This window comes from Bradyrhizobium guangdongense, from assembly GCF_004114975.1.
GTDB classification, from domain to species: Bacteria; Pseudomonadota; Alphaproteobacteria; order Rhizobiales; family Xanthobacteraceae; genus Bradyrhizobium; species Bradyrhizobium guangdongense.
The window spans coordinates 890,952-907,964 of record NZ_CP030051.1 but is presented as its reverse complement, the minus strand read 5'-3'; the positions used below and the strand labels follow the sequence as shown (position 1 = coordinate 907,964).

At 63.8% G+C, this 17,013-nt stretch carries 11 protein-coding genes and 1 pseudogene; 8 read left to right on the top strand and 4 right to left on the bottom strand.

Going from position 1 to position 17,013, the window contains the following annotated elements; genetic code table 11:
* Positions 1-49: 49 nt before the first annotated feature.
* Together X265_RS04310 and X265_RS04305 are read left to right on the top strand one after the other, a co-directional pair.
* Positions 50-2,566: a glycogen/starch/alpha-glucan phosphorylase gene (locus X265_RS04310; protein ID WP_164938419.1), complete on the top strand. Its 2,517-nt coding sequence runs from the start codon at positions 50-52 to the stop codon at positions 2,564-2,566.
* Between the two features lie 112 nt (positions 2,567-2,678).
* A complete protein-coding gene (locus X265_RS04305; protein ID WP_128969137.1) occupies positions 2,679-3,494 on the top strand; it encodes an acyl-CoA thioesterase in 816 nt (271 codons plus the stop codon).
* A gap of 217 nt (positions 3,495-3,711) precedes the next feature.
* On the opposite strand, the gene X265_RS04300 is transcribed toward X265_RS04305, so the two are convergent.
* The 3 genes from X265_RS04300 to X265_RS04290 form a co-directional block, all read right to left on the bottom strand.
* Entirely contained in the window at positions 3,712-5,328 is a 1,617-nt protein-coding gene (locus tag X265_RS04300) for a phosphoenolpyruvate carboxykinase (RefSeq protein WP_128963777.1), read from the bottom strand.
* Between the two features lie 281 nt (positions 5,329-5,609).
* Positions 5,610-8,201, bottom strand: a complete 2,592-nt coding sequence (locus X265_RS04295) for a CHAT domain-containing tetratricopeptide repeat protein (RefSeq protein WP_128963776.1) — start codon at positions 8,199-8,201, stop codon at positions 5,610-5,612.
* Between the two features lie 79 nt (positions 8,202-8,280).
* Positions 8,281-9,024, bottom strand: a complete 744-nt coding sequence (locus tag X265_RS04290) for a HugZ family pyridoxamine 5'-phosphate oxidase (RefSeq protein ID WP_128963775.1) — start codon at positions 9,022-9,024, stop codon at positions 8,281-8,283.
* Positions 9,025-9,264: 240 nt separating this feature from the next.
* On the opposite strand from X265_RS04290, the gene X265_RS04285 reads away from it, so the two are divergent.
* The 5 genes and pseudogenes from X265_RS04285 to X265_RS04265 all read left to right on the top strand — a co-directional run bounded on the left by X265_RS04285 (position 9,265) and on the right by X265_RS04265 (position 13,336).
* Entirely contained in the window at positions 9,265-9,966 is a 702-nt protein-coding gene (locus tag X265_RS04285; protein WP_008542552.1) for a response regulator transcription factor, read from the top strand.
* 195 nt (positions 9,967-10,161) lie between these two features.
* Positions 10,162-11,952, top strand: coding sequence for a sensor histidine kinase (locus tag X265_RS04280; RefSeq protein WP_164938418.1), 1,791 nt, complete (start codon positions 10,162-10,164; stop codon positions 11,950-11,952).
* Positions 11,949-12,410, top strand: a pseudogene (locus X265_RS04275) (HPr kinase/phosphorylase); the annotation flags it as partial. The gene X265_RS04280 and the pseudogene X265_RS04275, both read left to right, overlap by 4 nt.
* Positions 12,411-12,620: 210 nt before the next feature.
* The gene (locus X265_RS04270) at positions 12,621-13,022 is read left to right on the top strand and encodes a PTS sugar transporter subunit IIA (protein ID WP_007597752.1); all 402 of its coding nucleotides are present in this window, start codon (positions 12,621-12,623) and stop codon (positions 13,020-13,022) included.
* Complete coding sequence (locus X265_RS04265; RefSeq protein WP_128963773.1) at positions 13,019-13,336, top strand: HPr family phosphocarrier protein; 318 nt, start codon at positions 13,019-13,021, stop codon at positions 13,334-13,336. The genes X265_RS04270 and X265_RS04265 overlap by 4 nt, the downstream gene beginning before the upstream one ends.
* 9 nt (positions 13,337-13,345) lie before the next feature.
* Here X265_RS04265 and X265_RS04260 read toward each other — a convergent pair whose 3' ends face one another.
* Positions 13,346-14,971: a glycosyltransferase family 39 protein gene (locus X265_RS04260; protein ID WP_128963772.1), complete on the bottom strand. Its 1,626-nt coding sequence runs from the start codon at positions 14,969-14,971 to the stop codon at positions 13,346-13,348.
* Positions 14,972-15,084: 113 nt separating this feature from the next.
* Here X265_RS04260 and lepA point away from each other — a divergent pair, with 113 nt between their 5' ends.
* Positions 15,085-16,896 carry a translation elongation factor 4 gene (gene lepA / locus X265_RS04255; protein WP_128963771.1) on the top strand — a complete coding sequence of 604 codons (1,812 nt, stop codon included), beginning with the start codon at positions 15,085-15,087 and terminating at the stop codon, positions 16,894-16,896.
* Positions 16,897-17,013 lie beyond the last annotated feature (117 nt).

Below are 17,013 nucleotides of genomic sequence, written 5' to 3'. Positions count from 1 at the left end.
CAAGACGCGTAGGTTCAGTGGTGTTTCTGTCGACCAGGAAGTGACGGCCTTGCAAGATCAATCGTTCCAGCCAAATTCGCCCGCGGCCGGCCAGCCCATCGACGAACTCGCGCTGGCTGAGATCAAGGGCACGATCCTGGCGAAGCTGCGCCTTGCTATCGGCAAGGATGCGGGCATGGCGACCAAGCACGATTGGTACCAGGCCGCAGCGCTCGCGCTGCGCGACCGGATCGTGCACCGCTGGCTCACGGTCGAGAAGCACAGCTACGACGCCGGCCGCAAGCGCGTCTATTATCTCTCGCTCGAATTCCTGATCGGCCGCCTCTTCACCGACGCGCTGAACAATATGGGGCTGCTCAAGATCTTCGAGGTCGCGCTCGGCGATCTCGGCGTGTCGCTGCCCGAGTTGCGCAAATGCGAGCCGGATGCCGCGCTCGGCAATGGCGGCCTCGGCCGTCTCGCCGCCTGCTTCATGGAGAGCATGGCGACGCTGTCGATCCCCGCGATCGGCTACGGCATCCGCTACGATTATGGCCTGTTCCGGCAGATCATCAATCAGGGCTGGCAGCAGGAATATCCCGACGAATGGCTCGGCTTCGGCAACCCCTGGGAATTGCAGCGGCCGGAAGTCATCTACGACGTCAATTTCGGCGGCGGCGTCGAGCATATCGACGACAAGGGCCGCGACCGCGCGATCTGGCATCCGGCCGAGACCGTGCAGGCGATCGCCTATGACACGCCGATCGTCGGCTGGCGTGGCCAGCACGTCAACGCGCTGCGGCTATGGTCGGCGCGCTCGCCCGATCCCTTGAAGCTCGACGCCTTCAACATGGGCGACTATGTCAGCGCCAGCGCCGAGCAGTCGCGCGCCGAAGCCATCTGCAAATTCCTCTATCCGAACGACGAGAGCCCGGCGGGACGCGAGCTGCGCTTGCGCCAGGAATATTTCTTCGTCTCGGCCTCGCTCCAGGATCTGGTCAAGCGGCACCTCGCCTCCGACGGCCAGCTGCGCAGCCTGTCGTCCAAGGTCGCGGTGCAGCTCAACGACACCCATCCGAGCCTCGCCGTCACCGAGCTGATGCGCATCCTCGTCGATCTCCACAATTTCCGCTGGGACGAGGCCTGGAAGATCACGGTCGCCACCCTCTCTTATACCAACCACACCCTGCTTCCCGAGGCGCTGGAGACCTGGCCAGTCGAGCTGTTCGAGCGGCTGTTGCCGCGTCATCTCGAGATCATCTACCGCATCAACGTCCAGCACCTTGCGCTCGCCGAAGCGCGCGCGCCCGGCGACATCGATTTCCGCGCCTCGGTTTCGCTGATTGACGAGAAGAGCGGACGCCGCGTCCGCATGGGCCAGCTCGCCTTCGTCGGCTCGCACCGCATCAACGGCGTCTCGGCGATGCATTCGGACCTGATGCGCGAGACCGTGTTCCACGATCTCAATCATCTCTATCCCGGGCGTATCACCAACAAGACCAACGGCATCACCTTCCGCCGCTGGCTGATGCTGGCGAATCCGAGGCTCACAGACCTGTTACGCGAGGTCTGCGGCGATGCCGTGCTCGACGATCCGACGCAGCTCTCGCAGATCGAGTCCCGCGCCAGCGACGTCGAGTTCCAGAAGAAATTCCGTAGCGTCAAGCTTCACAACAAGACGGCGCTGGCGCGCCTGATCGGCGAACGGCTCGGGATCAAGGTCGATCCGACCGCTTTGTTCGACGTGCAGATCAAGCGCATCCACGAATACAAGCGCCAGCTCCTCAACATCATCGAGACGGTCGCACTGTATCAGTCGATCAAGGACGATCCCAACGGCAACTGGGTGCCGCGGGTGAAGATCTTCGCCGGCAAGGCGGCGGCGAGCTACAAGTACGCAAAACTGATCATCAAGCTGATCAACGACGTCGCCGAAATCGTCAACAACGATCCCTCGATCGGCGGCAAGCTCAAGGTCGTGTTCCTTCCCGACTACAATGTCAGTCTCGCGGAAGTGATCATTCCGGCGGCCGACCTGTCCGAACAGATCTCGACCGCCGGCATGGAAGCCTCCGGCACCGGCAACATGAAGCTGGCGCTCAACGGCGCCATCACCATCGGCACGCTCGACGGCGCCAATATCGAGATCCGCGACCAGGTCGGCGTCGAGAACATCGCGATCTTCGGCATGGAGGCCGGCGACGTGATGATCCGGCGCAAGCAGGGGCTGGATGCCTCCGACGTGATCCGCAATTCGCCGAAGCTGCAGCGCGCCATCAACGCGATCGGTGCCGGCGAGTTCTCGCCAGGCGATCCCGGCCGCTTCGAATCCATCGCGCATGCGCTGCGCTATCTCGACCATTACATGGTCAGCGCCGATTTCGATTCCTATTACGAGGCGCAGCGTGCGGTTGACGCGCGTTGGCAGGTGGCCCCGGCCTGGACACGCGCCTCCATTCTCAACGTCGCGCGCATGGCGTGGTTCTCGTCCGACCGCACCATCCGCGAATACGCCGAGGAGATCTGGAACGTACCGGTGAATCCGAGCACGCCGCTGCTGCCGAATTTGCGCGACGCCGCGGGCTGATTTTCCGCGGAGTGGAAGCGGCGTTACCTGCGACGTTATTGCGTCAGGCGCCAGGAATGATGATATGATCTTCATCATCCCCAAAGCGGCGTCGGTGACGCCGAGGACGACAATGCACGCCAAGCTCCCGCACCCCTTCGACGACGCCACGCGCATCACCGCGGGTGACAGCAGTTGGCAGGGGCACACCAGCGACGATTACTGGGCCTTTGTCGGCCCGTTCGGCGGCGCCACCGCCGCGACCATTTTGCGCGCGCTGATCGACCATCCGGAACGCGCCGGCGATCCGCTGGCGCTGACCGTCAATTACTGTGCGCCGATCGCCAAGGGCGCATTCGATCTCGACGTCCGGCTGGTGAAGGGCAACCGCTCCAGCCAGCACTGGAGCGTCGAACTGTCGCAGGGCGGCGGCGAAGTCGCGACGCTCGCCACCGCCGTATTCGCCGAGCGGCGGCCGTCCTGGGAACACAGGGTCGCGCAATATCCCGGCGCAAAGCCGTTCGAAGCGACGCTGCCGTTCCCGAAGATCGCGGCCTCCTGGGCCAACCAGTATGAATTCCGCTTCGTCGAGGGCGAGATGCGGATCGGCCCGCCGCATGCCGAACCCGCCAGCACCTATTCGAAGATCTGGATCAGCGATCGTGAGCCGCGCAAGCTGGACATGCTGTCGCTGATGTCGATGTCGGACGCTTTCTTCGGCCGCATCTTTCACGCACGGCGCGAACTGGTGCCGTTCGGCACGGTGTCACTGACGACGTATTTCCACACCGACAGTGAAGAGCTCGCCAGCGAAAACATCACGCGCGTACTGGCGACGGCGGACTCGAAGATCATGCACAAGAGCTACGCCGACCAGAACGCCGAGCTGTGGTCGCCGAACGGCAGGCTGCTCGCGACGAGCACGCAGATCGCGTATTACAAGGCGTAGCTTTCTTCCAGTCTTCCCTTGCGGAAGAGGGTGGCTCGTCGCGAAGCGACGAGACGGATGAGGGGTTCTCCGCGCGATAAACTTCGTCGAGTTCGCAGAGAGAACCCCTCATCCGGCGCTTCGCGCCACCTTCTCCCACAAGGGGAGAAGGAGGCAGCCACAAACAGGAAAGGGCGGCCTCGCGGCCGCCCTTTTGCATTCGAACCGATCCGCGCCCTCACTCCGCCGCCAGCTTCACGTCGGGCGCGGCGGCGCGAACTTCGGCATCGACCTGGGCTTCGAACTTGGCAAAGTTCTTCTGGAACATGCCGACCAGCGCGCGGGCGGTCTTGTCGAACTCGTCCTTGTCCTTCCAGGTGTTGACCGGGTTGAGGATTTCGCTCGGCACGCCCGGCAGCGCGGTCGGAACTGCGAAGCCGAAATACTTGTCGGTGCGGAATTCGACGTTGCGAAGCGAGCCGTCGAGGGCGGCGGTGAGCAGCGCGCGGGTCACCTTGATCGGCATGCGGCTGCCGACGCCGTACTTGCCGCCGGTCCAACCGGTATTGACAAGCCAGCAATCGACATTGTGCTGGGCGATGAGGTCGCGCAGCATGTTGCCGTAGACGGATGGGTCGAGCGGCAGGAAGGGCGAGCCGAAGCAGGTCGAGAACTCCGGCTGCGGCTCGTTGCCGAGGCCGCGCTCGGTGCCGGCGACCTTCGCGGTGTAGCCGGAGAGGAAGTGATACATCGCCTGCGCCGGCGACAGCTTGGCGATCGGCGGCAGCACGCCGAAGGCATCGGCGGCGAGCATCACCACGTTCTTCGGCTGCGGCGCCCGGCCGGTGCGCGAAGCATTCGGAATAAAGTCGAGCGGATAGGCCGACCGGGTGTTCTCGGTCTTTGAGCCGTCGTCGAAATCGACCACGCGGGTGTCTTCGTCGAGCACGCAGTTCTCGAGCACCGCACCGAACCGCGTCGACGCCGCATAGATCTGCGGCTCGGCTTCCTGCGAGAGCTTGATGCACTTGGCGTAGCAGCCGCCTTCGAAATTGAACACGCCGTTCGGGCCCCAGCCGTGCTCGTCATCACCGATCAGGGTGCGGTTCGGATCGGCCGACAGCGTGGTCTTGCCGGTGCCGGAGAGCCCGAAGAAGATCGCGGTGTCGCCCTTGGCGCCGACATTGGCCGAGCAGTGCATCGGCATCACGCCGCGCTCGGGCAGATAGTAGTTCAACGTGGTGAAGACCGACTTCTTCATCTCGCCGGCATAATAAGACCCGCCGATCAGGACGATCTTGCGGGCGAAATCGATCGCAACGACGTTCTCCGAACGGCAGCCGTGACGTTTGGGATCGGCACGGAAGCTCGGCATGTCGATGATCGTGAGCTCCGGCACGAAGGTCGACAGCTCGATCGCCTCGGGACGAATGAGCAGCGTGCGAATGAACAGCGAGTGCCAGGCGAGCTCGGTGAAGACACGCGTCTTAATCCGGTAGGCCGGATCGGCGCCGCCGTAGAGATCCTGCGCGAACAGGCTCTTGCCCTCGGCGTGCTTGAGGAAGTCCTGATAGAGCGTCTCGAACTGCTCTGCGGTGATCGATTGGTTGCCGGCCCACCACATCTTCTTGTCGGTGGTGGCATCGCGCACCGTGAACTTGTCCTTCGGGCTGCGGCCCGTGAATTCGCCGGTGTCGGCACAGAGTGCGCCATCAGCGGATAGCACCGCCTCGCCCGCAGCGAGCGAATATTGGTAGAGCTGCGGCGCGCCGAGATTCCAGTGAACCCGTTTGAGATTCTTTAAGCCGAATTTGTCGGCGCCGAAGGCACCGTTGCGCACGCCCGTCTCTTGCACGAAATATCCTCCTAGAACCCGCGACATCAAGCGCAATCAAGCTCTGGCGCCTTCGCGGTCACCGTGAATTATAGGCCGTCCGGCCTCGGCTGGACGACCTAATAATGGTGAACGCTGGCGTTGCCAAGCTGATCCCGCAGGAATTGGTTTATTCAAGGACCGCGCCAAACGTCGCGCATATCAGCGTCGATCAGGCTTATGCAAAAATCACCCATGATCGCGCAACCAAACGGCGGTTTCGGCGTTATCACATGTTTTGCGACGCACAATGCTGCGCCGCTTCATCGTATCGCACCTTCGCCAACGAGCGCGAACGCTCCCCACATCGCGGGGTAGGCATTGCGGGGCGACGATGCGTCATCAACATACGTTAACATCGCGCGCCGCAGGGCTTCGGCTCTGCCGATTTCTGGTTCGCTTTTGAGCAGATCGAAAGTCGACGTGGTCAAGCGCGTAGCAGCTTCCGAATCCACGGCCCAATGCGAGACCAGGAGCGCACGCGCGCCGGCATAGAAGAAGGCGCGGGCAAGTCCCGACAAGGCCTCGGCGCCGGGCTTGTCGCCGGCGATCGTGTTGCAAGCCGACAGCACGACCCAATCTGCATTGAGCTTGAGCTGCGCAACTTCGCTCGCGGTGAGCAAACCATCATCCAGTTCGGAAGGCTGTTCGGGAATGGAGAGCGCGAGCGACGGCTCGCCCACCCCCTTGATATCGCCGGCGACGAGGCCGTGCGTTGCAAAGTAGATGATGCTGTATTGAGCAAGGGCTGCACGCTTGAGCGTCGCTTCGCTGGCATCGCGGCCGAGATGGATGTCGGCATCTCCAGCACCGACGTCCTTCGCCACGGCATTCAGCTCGTCCGCGGTATCCGGGAGTTGCGGCAGCGCCTGCGCAAGCCGTGCGCGATCGACGCCCGCGCCGCGCCAGAAATCCGTATAGGCCGATGTCGCAATGTTTCGCGCGGCGACCTTGCCGCTCGTAGCGCGACGATCAGCCGGGCCCTCCTGAGCGGGGTTGAACACGGGATCGCCAAAGCCGGTCATCGGCTTGACGCCCTCGTCCTTCCGCGCAAAGGCGCGCAGCGATTTCAGGCTGACCACCGACGGCAGCACGGAGACTGCTTGACGCCGCAGCAGCCAGGCGGCGCTGCGATAGCCCTCGAGCGTATCGGGGATTGCAGCTTGCGGGGGCTCCGTGACGAGCAGATGAAACGGCAACGCCGTCAGCGCGCCCGACGGCACCGCGAGCAGGCTGCGCTTGTCCTTGACCAGCGCCTCGACCGGGCCGAGCAGCGCTACGTAGAGCTCGTTGGCGAGCGCGAGATCAAACAGACCTGATCTGCCGGAGCCCTCGCGCGCCTTGCCGACATCGAGACCTCGGCGAAACGAACTGACCTTCTGCGCCATCGCGTCCGCGCCAAGCGGGATCTCCTTCCAGTCGGCGCCGTCGCGCGTGATGGCGATCACATAGCTGCGCTTGTCGACGACGGAATAGAGCACCATGGCTTCGTCAGCCGACAGCAGCGACTGCACATCCTTCACCGCCAGCGGCAGCGGGTTGGAGAGCGAGGCGTAGTCGGGGAACTCGACCGCGAGCGTCTTCTGCAAGCCGGTGCGCTCGCTTGCAATCGCCGCGATCCGCGAGCGGCTGCGCTGCTCGGAGATGGCATCGCGTTGCGCCGGCGGTTTCGACACAGCCGTGATGATCGCCTTGTCGAGCGCCTCGGATTCAGCCGCAATGTCCTGATCCTTGCGCACCAACTCGGCGAGCCGGTCGCTGCCGGCCGCAAGCCGCACTGCGAGCTTGTTCACGGCCGTTGCGGCGGAGGATTGCGTGCCGCGCTGGATCGCCGCGAGCGCCTCGTCCAGAGCCTTGTCCCCAGGCAACAGGGATTGCTGGCGGGCGGCGAACAGGACCGGCAGCACGACACGCAATTGCGCGCGATCATTCGCCAGCGTCTTTTCCGCGAGCGGCAACGCGTCCGCGGTTCGCCCGGACACGTGGAGGAAATGAGCAAGATTACTGGTCGATGTCGTGACATCGGGATGATCCGGACCCAGCGCACGCTCGCGGATGGCAAGCGCGCGGCGATACAGCGGCTCGGCATCGGCATAGCGCTGCTGGTGCTCGTAGAGACCGGCGAGATTGTTGAGGGATCGCGCGACGTCGGGATGGTCCGGTCCTAACACCTTCTCGCGAATCGCGAGCGAGCGCTTGATCGGCGCTTCGGCATCAGCATCGCGGCCGAGATCGCGATCAAGCTGACCGAGATTGTTCAGGAGTGTCGCGACCGCGGGATGTTCGGGACCGCCGACCTTCTGAAAGATCGCTAGCGCGCGCTGAAACAGCGGCTCGGCCTCCGAAAAGTGCTCCTGCTTCACATAGAGTGTGGCCAGATTATTCAGGGACTGACCGACATCGGGATGCTCGCGCGGCAGCGCCTTTTCGCGAATCGCAAGCGCGCGCTTGAACAGCGGCTCGGCATCGCTGAAGCGGCCCTGCCGCTGATCGAGCGCAGCGAGATTGTTCAGTACCGGCGCGATCTCGACGCTGTCGAGGCCGATGCCCTTCTCCATCAGTGCGATCGCGCGCTTGTAAATCGGCTCGGCCTGATCGTCGTGTCCCTGGTCGGCTTGGATCTGGGCGAGGTTGTTGAGCGCCGCGGCAAGATCACGGTTGTTGCTGGTCTTCTCGAGCGAGGCCACCATGGCCTGCGCCAATGGGAGCGCTTCGGCATATTTCCCGGCCGTTCTAAGCGCATTGATCCGCGCGCTCTGCCCGGAGAGATCGCCCTTCTGGGCGAGACTTGGCGTGGCAGGCGACGCGGCGATCGCGAGCGCCAGGCTTGCAGCCAATGCCAAACGATGTGTCATGAACCCTCGCTGCTACCTCGGACCGATCACGATCTTGGGTCGCAGCGATGGAAGGCGACGTTCAATTTGTCGCAGTCAGTCAGGGCGTCGGGTCGATCGTGGCGCGCGCTTCGCCGGCCAGGCGGACCAGCATCTTGCGCAACGCCGCGCCATCAGTCACCCGCTCCGGAAAATCCAGCCGCAGTGCGGTCTGGCCATCCTGCATGTCGAGACCTTCCGGGTCGCAGCCGGTGCAGCGCCAGTCGCCCGCGGCCGCGCCGAGCAGTCCGGTTGCGTAAAGGCCCATGGCATCGCGATGATCGGCATTCATGTGCTCGACCGCGCCCTCCTCCGCCGCCAGCAGGTCCCCGGCCCCGGTGAGGTCAGTGAGGAACTGCTCCGGTTTGAGGTCGACGATTCGGCCGAAACCGGCGACCAGATGGGTTCCCGTGGGGCGGATCCGAAAAAACGAGAAATCCCCAAATGAGACAAAGGCTTCGGCCGAGGGATGGGCATTAAGATACCGCCGCTGCAGCAGCTCCTTCTCTTTATCGTCCTGCTCGGCCCGGCCCGACAGCATGATCCGGGCGCCCTCCAGCGGATCGCCGGCGGCGCGCTCGTCCAGCATCAGGGAAACCCTGTTATCGCTGAGGATGTTCCTGGTATGGACGGCCAACCGCGAGATCAGCAGGATCGGCGAGCCGTCAGGGTGGCTCGCCAGATTGACCAGGGAACAATAGGGGTCACCGCTGCCGGGCATGAGGGTTGCGAGTGCCCCCTGCCGTGACCGCCTCAGCAGCGACTTGGCGAGCTTTGCGGGGTTGAAATCGGGGGTCGGTTGCATCGGCTTTCTCGGCTCAGGTGGTTGCAAAGCGGGCCTTTTTTCGGGTAAACCCGAGCCCGGTTATGGGTCGATATGCGGCGAATCCGCCGTGTTTCGTGGAACTTGGTCACACTTCAGCCCAGCTTGCATTGCTCGGTGACAAGGTTCGAACGCCAAATTCGGCACCCATGTATGCGGCGCATCACTGGATTGCTCGCCGTTTAAGCCACGACCCAAACGGAAAGCAGAAAGCAGAGGCTCATGCCCACAATCGCTTTGGTCGACGACGACCGCAACATTCTCACATCCGTCTCGATCGCGCTGGAAGCCGAAGGCTACCGCATCATGACCTACACCGACGGCGCCTCCGCGCTTGACGGTTTTCGTACTACCCAGCCCGATCTTGCCATCCTCGACATCAAGATGCCGCGCATGGACGGCATGGAGACGCTGCGCCGGCTGCGCCAAAAGTCCGACCTGCCGGTCATCTTCCTGACCTCCAAGGACGAAGAGATCGACGAGCTGTTCGGTCTCAAGATGGGCGCGGATGATTTCATCCGCAAACCGTTCTCGCAGCGCCTCCTCGTCGAACGCGTCAAGGCGGTGCTGCGCCGCTCGGCGCCGAAGGATCCGACTGTCGCTCCGAAGGAGAACGACGCCAAGGCGCTCGACCGCGGCCTGCTGCGCATGGATCCGGAACGGCATACCTGCACCTGGAAGAACGAGCCGGTGACGCTGACGGTCACCGAATTCCTGATCCTTCAGGCGTTGGCGACCCGGCCCGGCGTGGTCAAGAGCCGCAACGCGCTGATGGACGCCGCCTATGACGACCAGGTCTATGTCGACGACCGCACCATCGACAGCCACATCAAGCGGCTGCGCAAGAAGTTCAAGGTGGTCGACAACGAGTTCGAAATGATCGAGACGCTCTACGGTGTCGGCTACCGCTTCAAGGAAGCCTGAGGCGCAACGCGCCTTCACAGCAGATGAGGGTTTGCGCCGGTTCTGATTCCATCAGAACCGGACATGCTCTGAAGCGCAGGCGTGCTTCAGTTTATTGTTGAGCATGATCTTTCGGAAAACCGCTGCACACTTTTCCGGATCATGCTCTAGGATACAGTGACCGTCGCACGAGCCGTCCTAACGCGGGCGTAAGCATTGCTTGACCGAACGCAGCCTGATCCGAGTTCGAACGCCGAGGAGACCGCATCCCACGGCGCCCTGGATCATGGGGAGAAGCCTGTTGCGAAGGGCTGGGGACCGCTGAACTGGCTCAAGCGCGCCGGGCAGTTCTTCTTCGCGCTGTCCTTCTCCAGCCTAACCCGCCGCATCGTCTCGCTCAACCTCGCCGGCCTTGTCGCCCTCGTTGCGAGCATCCTGTATCTGTCGCAGTTCCGCGCCGGCCTGATCGACGCGCGCGCGCAGAGCCTTTTGGTGCAGGCCGAGATCATCGCCGGCGCGATCGGCGCCTCGGCGACGGTCCAGACCAATGCGATCACCGTCGACCCCGAGAAGCTGCTCGACCTGAAGCTGGGCGAGAGCTACGGCGGAATGGATGATTCGCTGGATTTCCCGATCAATCCCGAGCGCGTTGCGCCGGTGTTGAGCACGCTGATCTCGCCGACCAAGACCCGCGCGCGGATTTTCGATCCCAACGGCAGCGTGCTGCTCGACAGCCGTGATCTCGACAGTGTTCGGGGCTTTCCGCTGCCGCCGCTGTCGGAAAAGCCGGGGCTGGCCGAACGCATCATGGTCCCGGTGCGGACCTGGCTCAATCGCGGCGATCTGCCGCTCTATCGCGAACTCGGCCGCGAGAACGGCAAGGGCTATGTCGAAGTAGCCGATGCGCTCCAGGGCCAGAAGCGCTCGATGGTGCGCGTCAATTCGCGCGGCGAGGTGATCGTCTCCGTCGCGGTTCCGGTGCAGCGGGCGCGCGCCATCCACGGTGCGCTGATGCTGTCGACCCAAGGCGACGAGATCGATCAGATGGTCACGGCCGAGCGCCTCGCGATTCTGAAAGTCGGCGGCGTCGCTGCCGCCGTCATGATCATGCTGTCGCTGCTGCTTGCGAGCACGATCGCAGGGCCCGTGCGCCGGCTTGCAGACAGCGCCGAACGTGTTCGCCGGCGCATCAAGAGCCGTGTCGAAATTCCGGACTTCACGCGTCGCCGCGACGAGATCGGCCATCTCTCGGGCGCGCTGCGTGACATGACCAGCGCGCTCTACAAGCGAATCGAAGCGATCGAGATGTTCGCCGCCGACGTCGCCCACGAACTGAAGAACCCGTTGACCTCGCTGCGCTCCGCGGTCGAGACGATGCCGCTGGCGCGCAACGAGAACAGCCGCGCGCGCCTGCTCGAAGTGATCGAGCATGACGTCAAGCGGCTCGACCGGCTGATCTCGGACATTTCGGATGCGAGCCGGCTCGACGCCGAATTGCAGCGGCAGGATGCGATCCCGGTCGATCTCAGGCGGCTCCTCGGCACGCTGGTTGCGGTCGCCAACGAAACGAAGCTCGGCCACGACGTCGCCGTCGAGGCGCGCTTCGAGGGCCGGAGCCCGACCGACACGTTCGCCGTCAGCGGCCATGATTCGCGGCTTGGGCAGGTGGTCTCCAACCTGCTCTCCAACGCGCAGTCGTTTTCGGAAGCCGGCAGCAAGGTGCGCCTCACCTGCCGCCGAGTCCGCGGCGAGATCGAGATCGTGGTCGACGATGACGGCCCCGGCATTCGCGACGACGCGCTGGAGCGCATCTTCGAGCGCTTCTACACCGACCGGCCGCATCAGGGCTTTGGCCAGAATTCCGGCCTCGGGCTCTCGATTTCGAAGCAGATCGTCGACGCTCATGGCGGACGCATCTGGGCCGAGAATCGCGCTGGCCCCGCAGACGAAGACGGCGCGCCGACGGTCGCTGGCGCGCGTTTCGTGGTGAGGCTGCCGGCGCTATGAGCGACGGCAATTCGAAGGACGGCGGCCCGAGCGTTCACGCCTCCGCAGTCAAGGTCGGGCCCCTGGCGGTGCTGATCCGCGGGCCTTCGGGCTCCGGCAAGTCGCGTCTTGCCTTCGATTTGATCATGGCGGGCCGATCCGGCGTGATCGGAAGCGCCATCCTGGTCGGCGACGACCGTGTCCATCTGGCGACAGTCGGCGATGAAATTGTGGTTCGTCCCATCCCGCGCCTGGCCGGGCTGATCGAGATTCGGGGGCTCGGAATCCGCCGCTGCGACTTTGTGGAGCATGCGACGGTCGGCCTGGTGGTTGATCTGGTTGCCGGCGACGCCGAACGCCTGCCGCCGCCGGAATCGCTGAAAACAGCCATTTTTGGTGTCGAAATACCGCGAATCCCTGTCAGCCGCGACTATTTACCGCTCCCGTTGGTTGTCGCCGCCTTGACCACTACCAAGAGTTAACCTCCCACTAACCCTTCCGCCGATTGTTTGAAGGGAAATGGTAACCATATGAACCCCACACTCGCGACCGAGTAGACCGGCGCAGCTCCCCTCATCCATCCGTCTAGATTCAGGGAGATACGCAACATCCCCTCTTGCGCGGGGGCTCTGGATGGTCAAAGTGGCGCGTTCGTGCGGTGCACCAAAAGCGCCCGCGGGAGTTTTCCGATGATTGGTCTAGTACTTGTGACCCACGGGCGCCTTGCCGACGAATTCAAGGCAGCGCTTGAACATGTCATGGGCCCACAAAAGCAAATCGAAGCGATAACGATCGGTGCCGAAGACGATTCCGATCTCTGCCGAAGCGACATCATCGAGGCGGTTAACCGCGTCGATTCCGGCGACGGCGTTGCGATCCTCACCGACATGTTCGGCGGCACGCCGTCCAACCTCGCAATTTCCTGCATGAGCCGACCCAAGGTCGAGGTGCTCGCGGGGATCAACCTGCCCATGCTGGTGAAGCTCGCCAAGGTGCGCGAGGAGCGTCCGCTGCCCGACGCGATCGCGATGGCGCAGGAGGCCGGCCGCAAATACGTCACCATCGCCAGCCGCGTGCTCGCTGGCAAATGAGCGACGACGCGCCACAAGCGGGGACTGGCGTGCCCGCGGGCGCGATCTCCAAGGAGCTCCTGATCATCAACAAGCGCGGCCTGCATGCGCGCGCCTCGGCGAAATTCGTCCAGGCGGTCGAGCGCTTCGAGGCGCAGGTGTGGGTGACGCGCGGCGGCGAAACCGTCGGCGGCACCTCGATCATGGGCCTGATGATGTTGGCTGCAGGACCCGGCACGACGATCACCGTCGCCGCCGCCGGCGCAGATGCGGAAGCCGCGCTCGCGGCGATCACCGAGCTCGTTGAAAGCAAATTCAACGAGGAAGGCGTTTAGGTCCCTCGATCACTTCGCCGGCGGGGCGATGTAGATGTTCCATGTCATTGACGGGCCGGCCTTGCCGTGGGTGAAGCGGCGCGTCGTCATCACCATGCGCTCGGCGTTCGGCGCGATCTCAGACACCCATTTTTCGAACGCCGGCAATCGGCCGTCGGTCGGATCGAACACGCCGATGAAGCCGTACGTCTTGACGTCATCGAGTGACGTCAGCCCGGAGGACCAAGCTTCGTTCGGCGTGAACGCGGCCGGATGGTCGGGGCTGTAGAACACCATCGGCTGGATCGATTCCATGGTGCCGGCGACGATCGCCCAGCGCGAGGCGAAGCGCGTGTGCCAGGCCTGGGTCAGCTCGCGCGCCAGCTCCGAGCGCGCGCCATAGGTCGCGGTATTGCCGGTGTTCGCTGCCATCTCGCGCGCGGCGATCCAGGGTGAAGCCGCAAGCGTCGCGACGCTGAGCACGAACCAGATCGCGGTGATGTTGAACAACACCGCGCTCTGCACCCGCAACGCCGGGATCGCGACCAGCGCGAGCGGCACCAGGAAGAACAGCGAGATGCCCCAATCGGTTTTCATGTAGATGCTGAAGGCGAGCGCGCCGAGCGGCGGTCCGACTGCAACGATGAGCTGGATGATCCAGATGTTGCGCGCCTGCGAAACATCGACGCCCGGATTGACACCGCGCGCCCAGGCTCGCGTAACGATGCGCGAGGGGGCGCGCATGAGCAGCGTCAGCCACGGCGGCACCCACGCCATCGCGAGCGCGGCGAGCGCCACCGGCAGCGCGAGCAAAGCGGCATTGTGCAGCACATAGCCGAACACCAACTGCCGCACCTCACTGGCATCCTCGAGGCTGTAGGTATCGCCGGCATAGGTCAGCGGCACGAAATGCGCGTCCGCAAGCCAGACGATGTGCGGAATCATCGCCAGCACCATCGTCGCGATCGCGACCCAGGGCGCCGGCGACAACAGGAATTTCGTCCGCTCAGGATGGATCAGCGCAGCAAGGCCGACGGCGCCGATCATCGTCAGCACCCAATACTTCGTCATCAGCGCCAGCGCGCCGGCAAGCCCGAGCCAGATGCCCGACTGCCAGCTCCGCTTCTCGAAGGCGTTGAGATAAGCGAGTACGACGAGCGGCAGCGTGACCAGCTGAAGCAGATCGGGGTTGTACTTGAAGCCCTTGAAATTGAAGATCGGGTAGAGCGCGACCATCACCACGACCAGGAACGCGCGCCGCGCATCCACCACGCGCATCGCCACCAGCCAGCAGATCACCATGCCGGTGCTGACCGTCGCCATCGCGAGCGCATAGGTCGCCCAGTCCGCCGCCGGGAAGACCCTGAACCACAGCCCCGCGATCCAGCCCGACAGTGGCGGATGCTTGCCGTAGCCCCACAGGAATTTCTGGCCCCAGCCATAGGCCTCTGCGACGTCCATGTGAACGTCCTGGGCTGCCTTCAGATTGATCAGGATGAAGGTCCAGATCACCGCATGCAGGATGGCGAGCTGGATCACCAGCCAGAGCCGTGCCGAGGGGGCGGTCGCGTAGGCGACCAGCCAGGCCCGGAAGCGGTCGAAGCTCACCCGGGGTTTTACCCGCGTTCGGGCGGAAGAGATCGAGGTCGTTGACATCGGCGTTGCGTAGCGCGTTTTAGGGCCCGGTGGAATCAGCTTGGCGTGAAGAAAGGCCCTGAAATTACAGCAATATGGTTGCCGCACGGGGATGTGAGTGGTATCCCGCGCCCATGACGACCGTCCCCATTTCCAACATCCGCAATTTCTCCATCGTCGCCCATATCGACCATGGCAAATCGACGCTGGCCGACCGCCTGATCCAGATGACCGGCGGCCTCTCCGACCGCGAAATGGCGGGCAAGGAGCAGGTGCTCGATTCCATGGACATCGAGCGCGAGCGCGGCATCACCATCAAGGCGCAGACGGTGCGCCTGCAGTACCGCGCCAAGGACGGCAAGGATTACGTGTTCAACCTGATGGACACGCCGGGCCATGTCGACTTCGCCTACGAAGTCTCGCGGTCGCTCGCGGCGTGTGAAGGTTCCCTGCTCGTGGTCGACGCCAGCCAGGGCGTCGAGGCGCAGACGCTCGCCAACGTCTACCAGGCGCTCGACAACAACCACGAGATCGTCCCCGTCCTGAACAAGGTCGACCTGCCGGCTGCCGAGCCGGAGAAGGTCAAGCAACAGATCGAGGACGTCATCGGCATCGACGCCTCCGACGCGGTGATGATCTCGGCCAAGACCGGCCTCGGCATTCCCGACGTGCTGGAAGCCGTCGTCACCCGCCTGCCGCCGCCGAAGGGCGATCGCGACGCGACCTTGAAGGCGCTGCTGGTCGACAGCTGGTACGACGTCTATCTCGGCGTCGTCGTGCTGGTGCGCATCGTCGACGGCACCATGAAGAAGGGCCAGCGCGTGCGCATGATGGGCACGGGCGCAGCCTATGACGTCGAGCGCGTCGGCTTCTTCACACCAAAGATGCAGCAGGTCGACGAGCTCGGCCCCGGCGAGATCGGCTTCATCACCGCCGCGATCAAGGAAGTCGCCGACACCCGTGTCGGTGACACCATCACCGACGACAGGAAGCCGGTGACGGAAATGCTGCCCGGCTTCAAGCCGGCGATCCCCGTGGTGTTCTGCGGCCTGTTCCCGGTCGATGCCGACGATTTCGAAACGCTGCGCGCCGCGATGGGCAAGCTGCGGCTGAACGACGCCAGCTTCTCCTTCGAGATGGAAACCTCCGCCGCGCTCGGCTTCGGCTTCCGCTGCGGCTTCCTCGGCCTGCTCCACCTCGAGATCATCCAGGAGCGGCTGTCGCGCGAATTCGATCTCAACCTGATCGCGACGGCGCCGAGCGTCATCTACAAGATGAAGCTCACCGACGGCACCGAGCTCGAGATCCACAACCCGGTCGACATGCCCGACGTGGTGAAGATCGAGGAGATCCAGGAGCCCTGGATCGAGGCGACGATCCTCACGCCCGACGAATATCTCGGCAGCGTGCTGAAGCTGTGCCAGGACCGCCGCGGCTCGCAGAAGGAGCTGACCTACGTCGGCGCCCGCGCCATGGTGAAATACGACCTGCCGCTCAACGAAGTCGTGTTCGACTTCTACGATCGCCTCAAGTCGGTCTCCAAGGGCTACGCCTCGTTCGACTATCATCTCACCGACTACAAGCCGGCCGATCTCGTCAAGATGCAGATCCTGGTCAACGCCGAGCCGGTCGATGCGCTCTCGATGCTGGTCCACCGCACCCGCGCCGAAGGGCGCGGCCGCGCCATGGTCGAGAAGATGAAGGAGCTGATCCCGCCGCACATGTTCCAGATTCCGATCCAGGCGGCGATCGGCGGCAAGGTGATCGCGCGCGAGACGGTGCGCGCGCTGCGCAAGGACGTCACCGCGAAATGCTACGGCGGCGACATCACGCGCAAGCGCAAGCTTCTGGAGAAGCAGAAGGAAGGCAAGAAGAAGATGCGGCAGTTCGGCAAGGTCGACATCCCGCAGGAAGCCTTCATCGCCGCGCTGAAGGTGGATAGCTGAGGCCGGTCGAGGACCCGACTCGCCGCCCGACGACAAATGTCGAAAACAACCCCATGCACAGTAGCGACCCCTGGTCGGCAGCTGGTATTTTTCTGTTTTTAAGAAATAGACTTGCTC

Bases quoted from the DNA above. Each gene is read 5' to 3' on its own strand.
- lepA (WP_128963771.1), top strand. From the start codon at position 15,085: ATGACGACCGTCCCCATTTCCAACATCCGCAATTTCTCCATCGTCGCC.
- X265_RS04270 (WP_007597752.1), top strand. From the start codon at position 12,621: ATGATTGGTCTAGTACTTGTGACCCACGGGCGCCTTGCCGACGAATTC.
- X265_RS04265 (WP_128963773.1), top strand. From the start codon at position 13,019: ATGAGCGACGACGCGCCACAAGCGGGGACTGGCGTGCCCGCGGGCGCG.
- X265_RS04260 (WP_128963772.1), bottom strand. From the start codon at position 14,971: ATGTCAACGACCTCGATCTCTTCCGCCCGAACGCGGGTAAAACCCCGG.
- X265_RS04290 (WP_128963775.1), bottom strand. From the start codon at position 9,024: ATGCAACCGACCCCCGATTTCAACCCCGCAAAGCTCGCCAAGTCGCTG.
- X265_RS04285 (WP_008542552.1), top strand. From the start codon at position 9,265: ATGCCCACAATCGCTTTGGTCGACGACGACCGCAACATTCTCACATCC.
- X265_RS04295 (WP_128963776.1), bottom strand. From the start codon at position 8,201: ATGACACATCGTTTGGCATTGGCTGCAAGCCTGGCGCTCGCGATCGCC.
- X265_RS04305 (WP_128969137.1), top strand. From the start codon at position 2,679: ATGCACGCCAAGCTCCCGCACCCCTTCGACGACGCCACGCGCATCACC.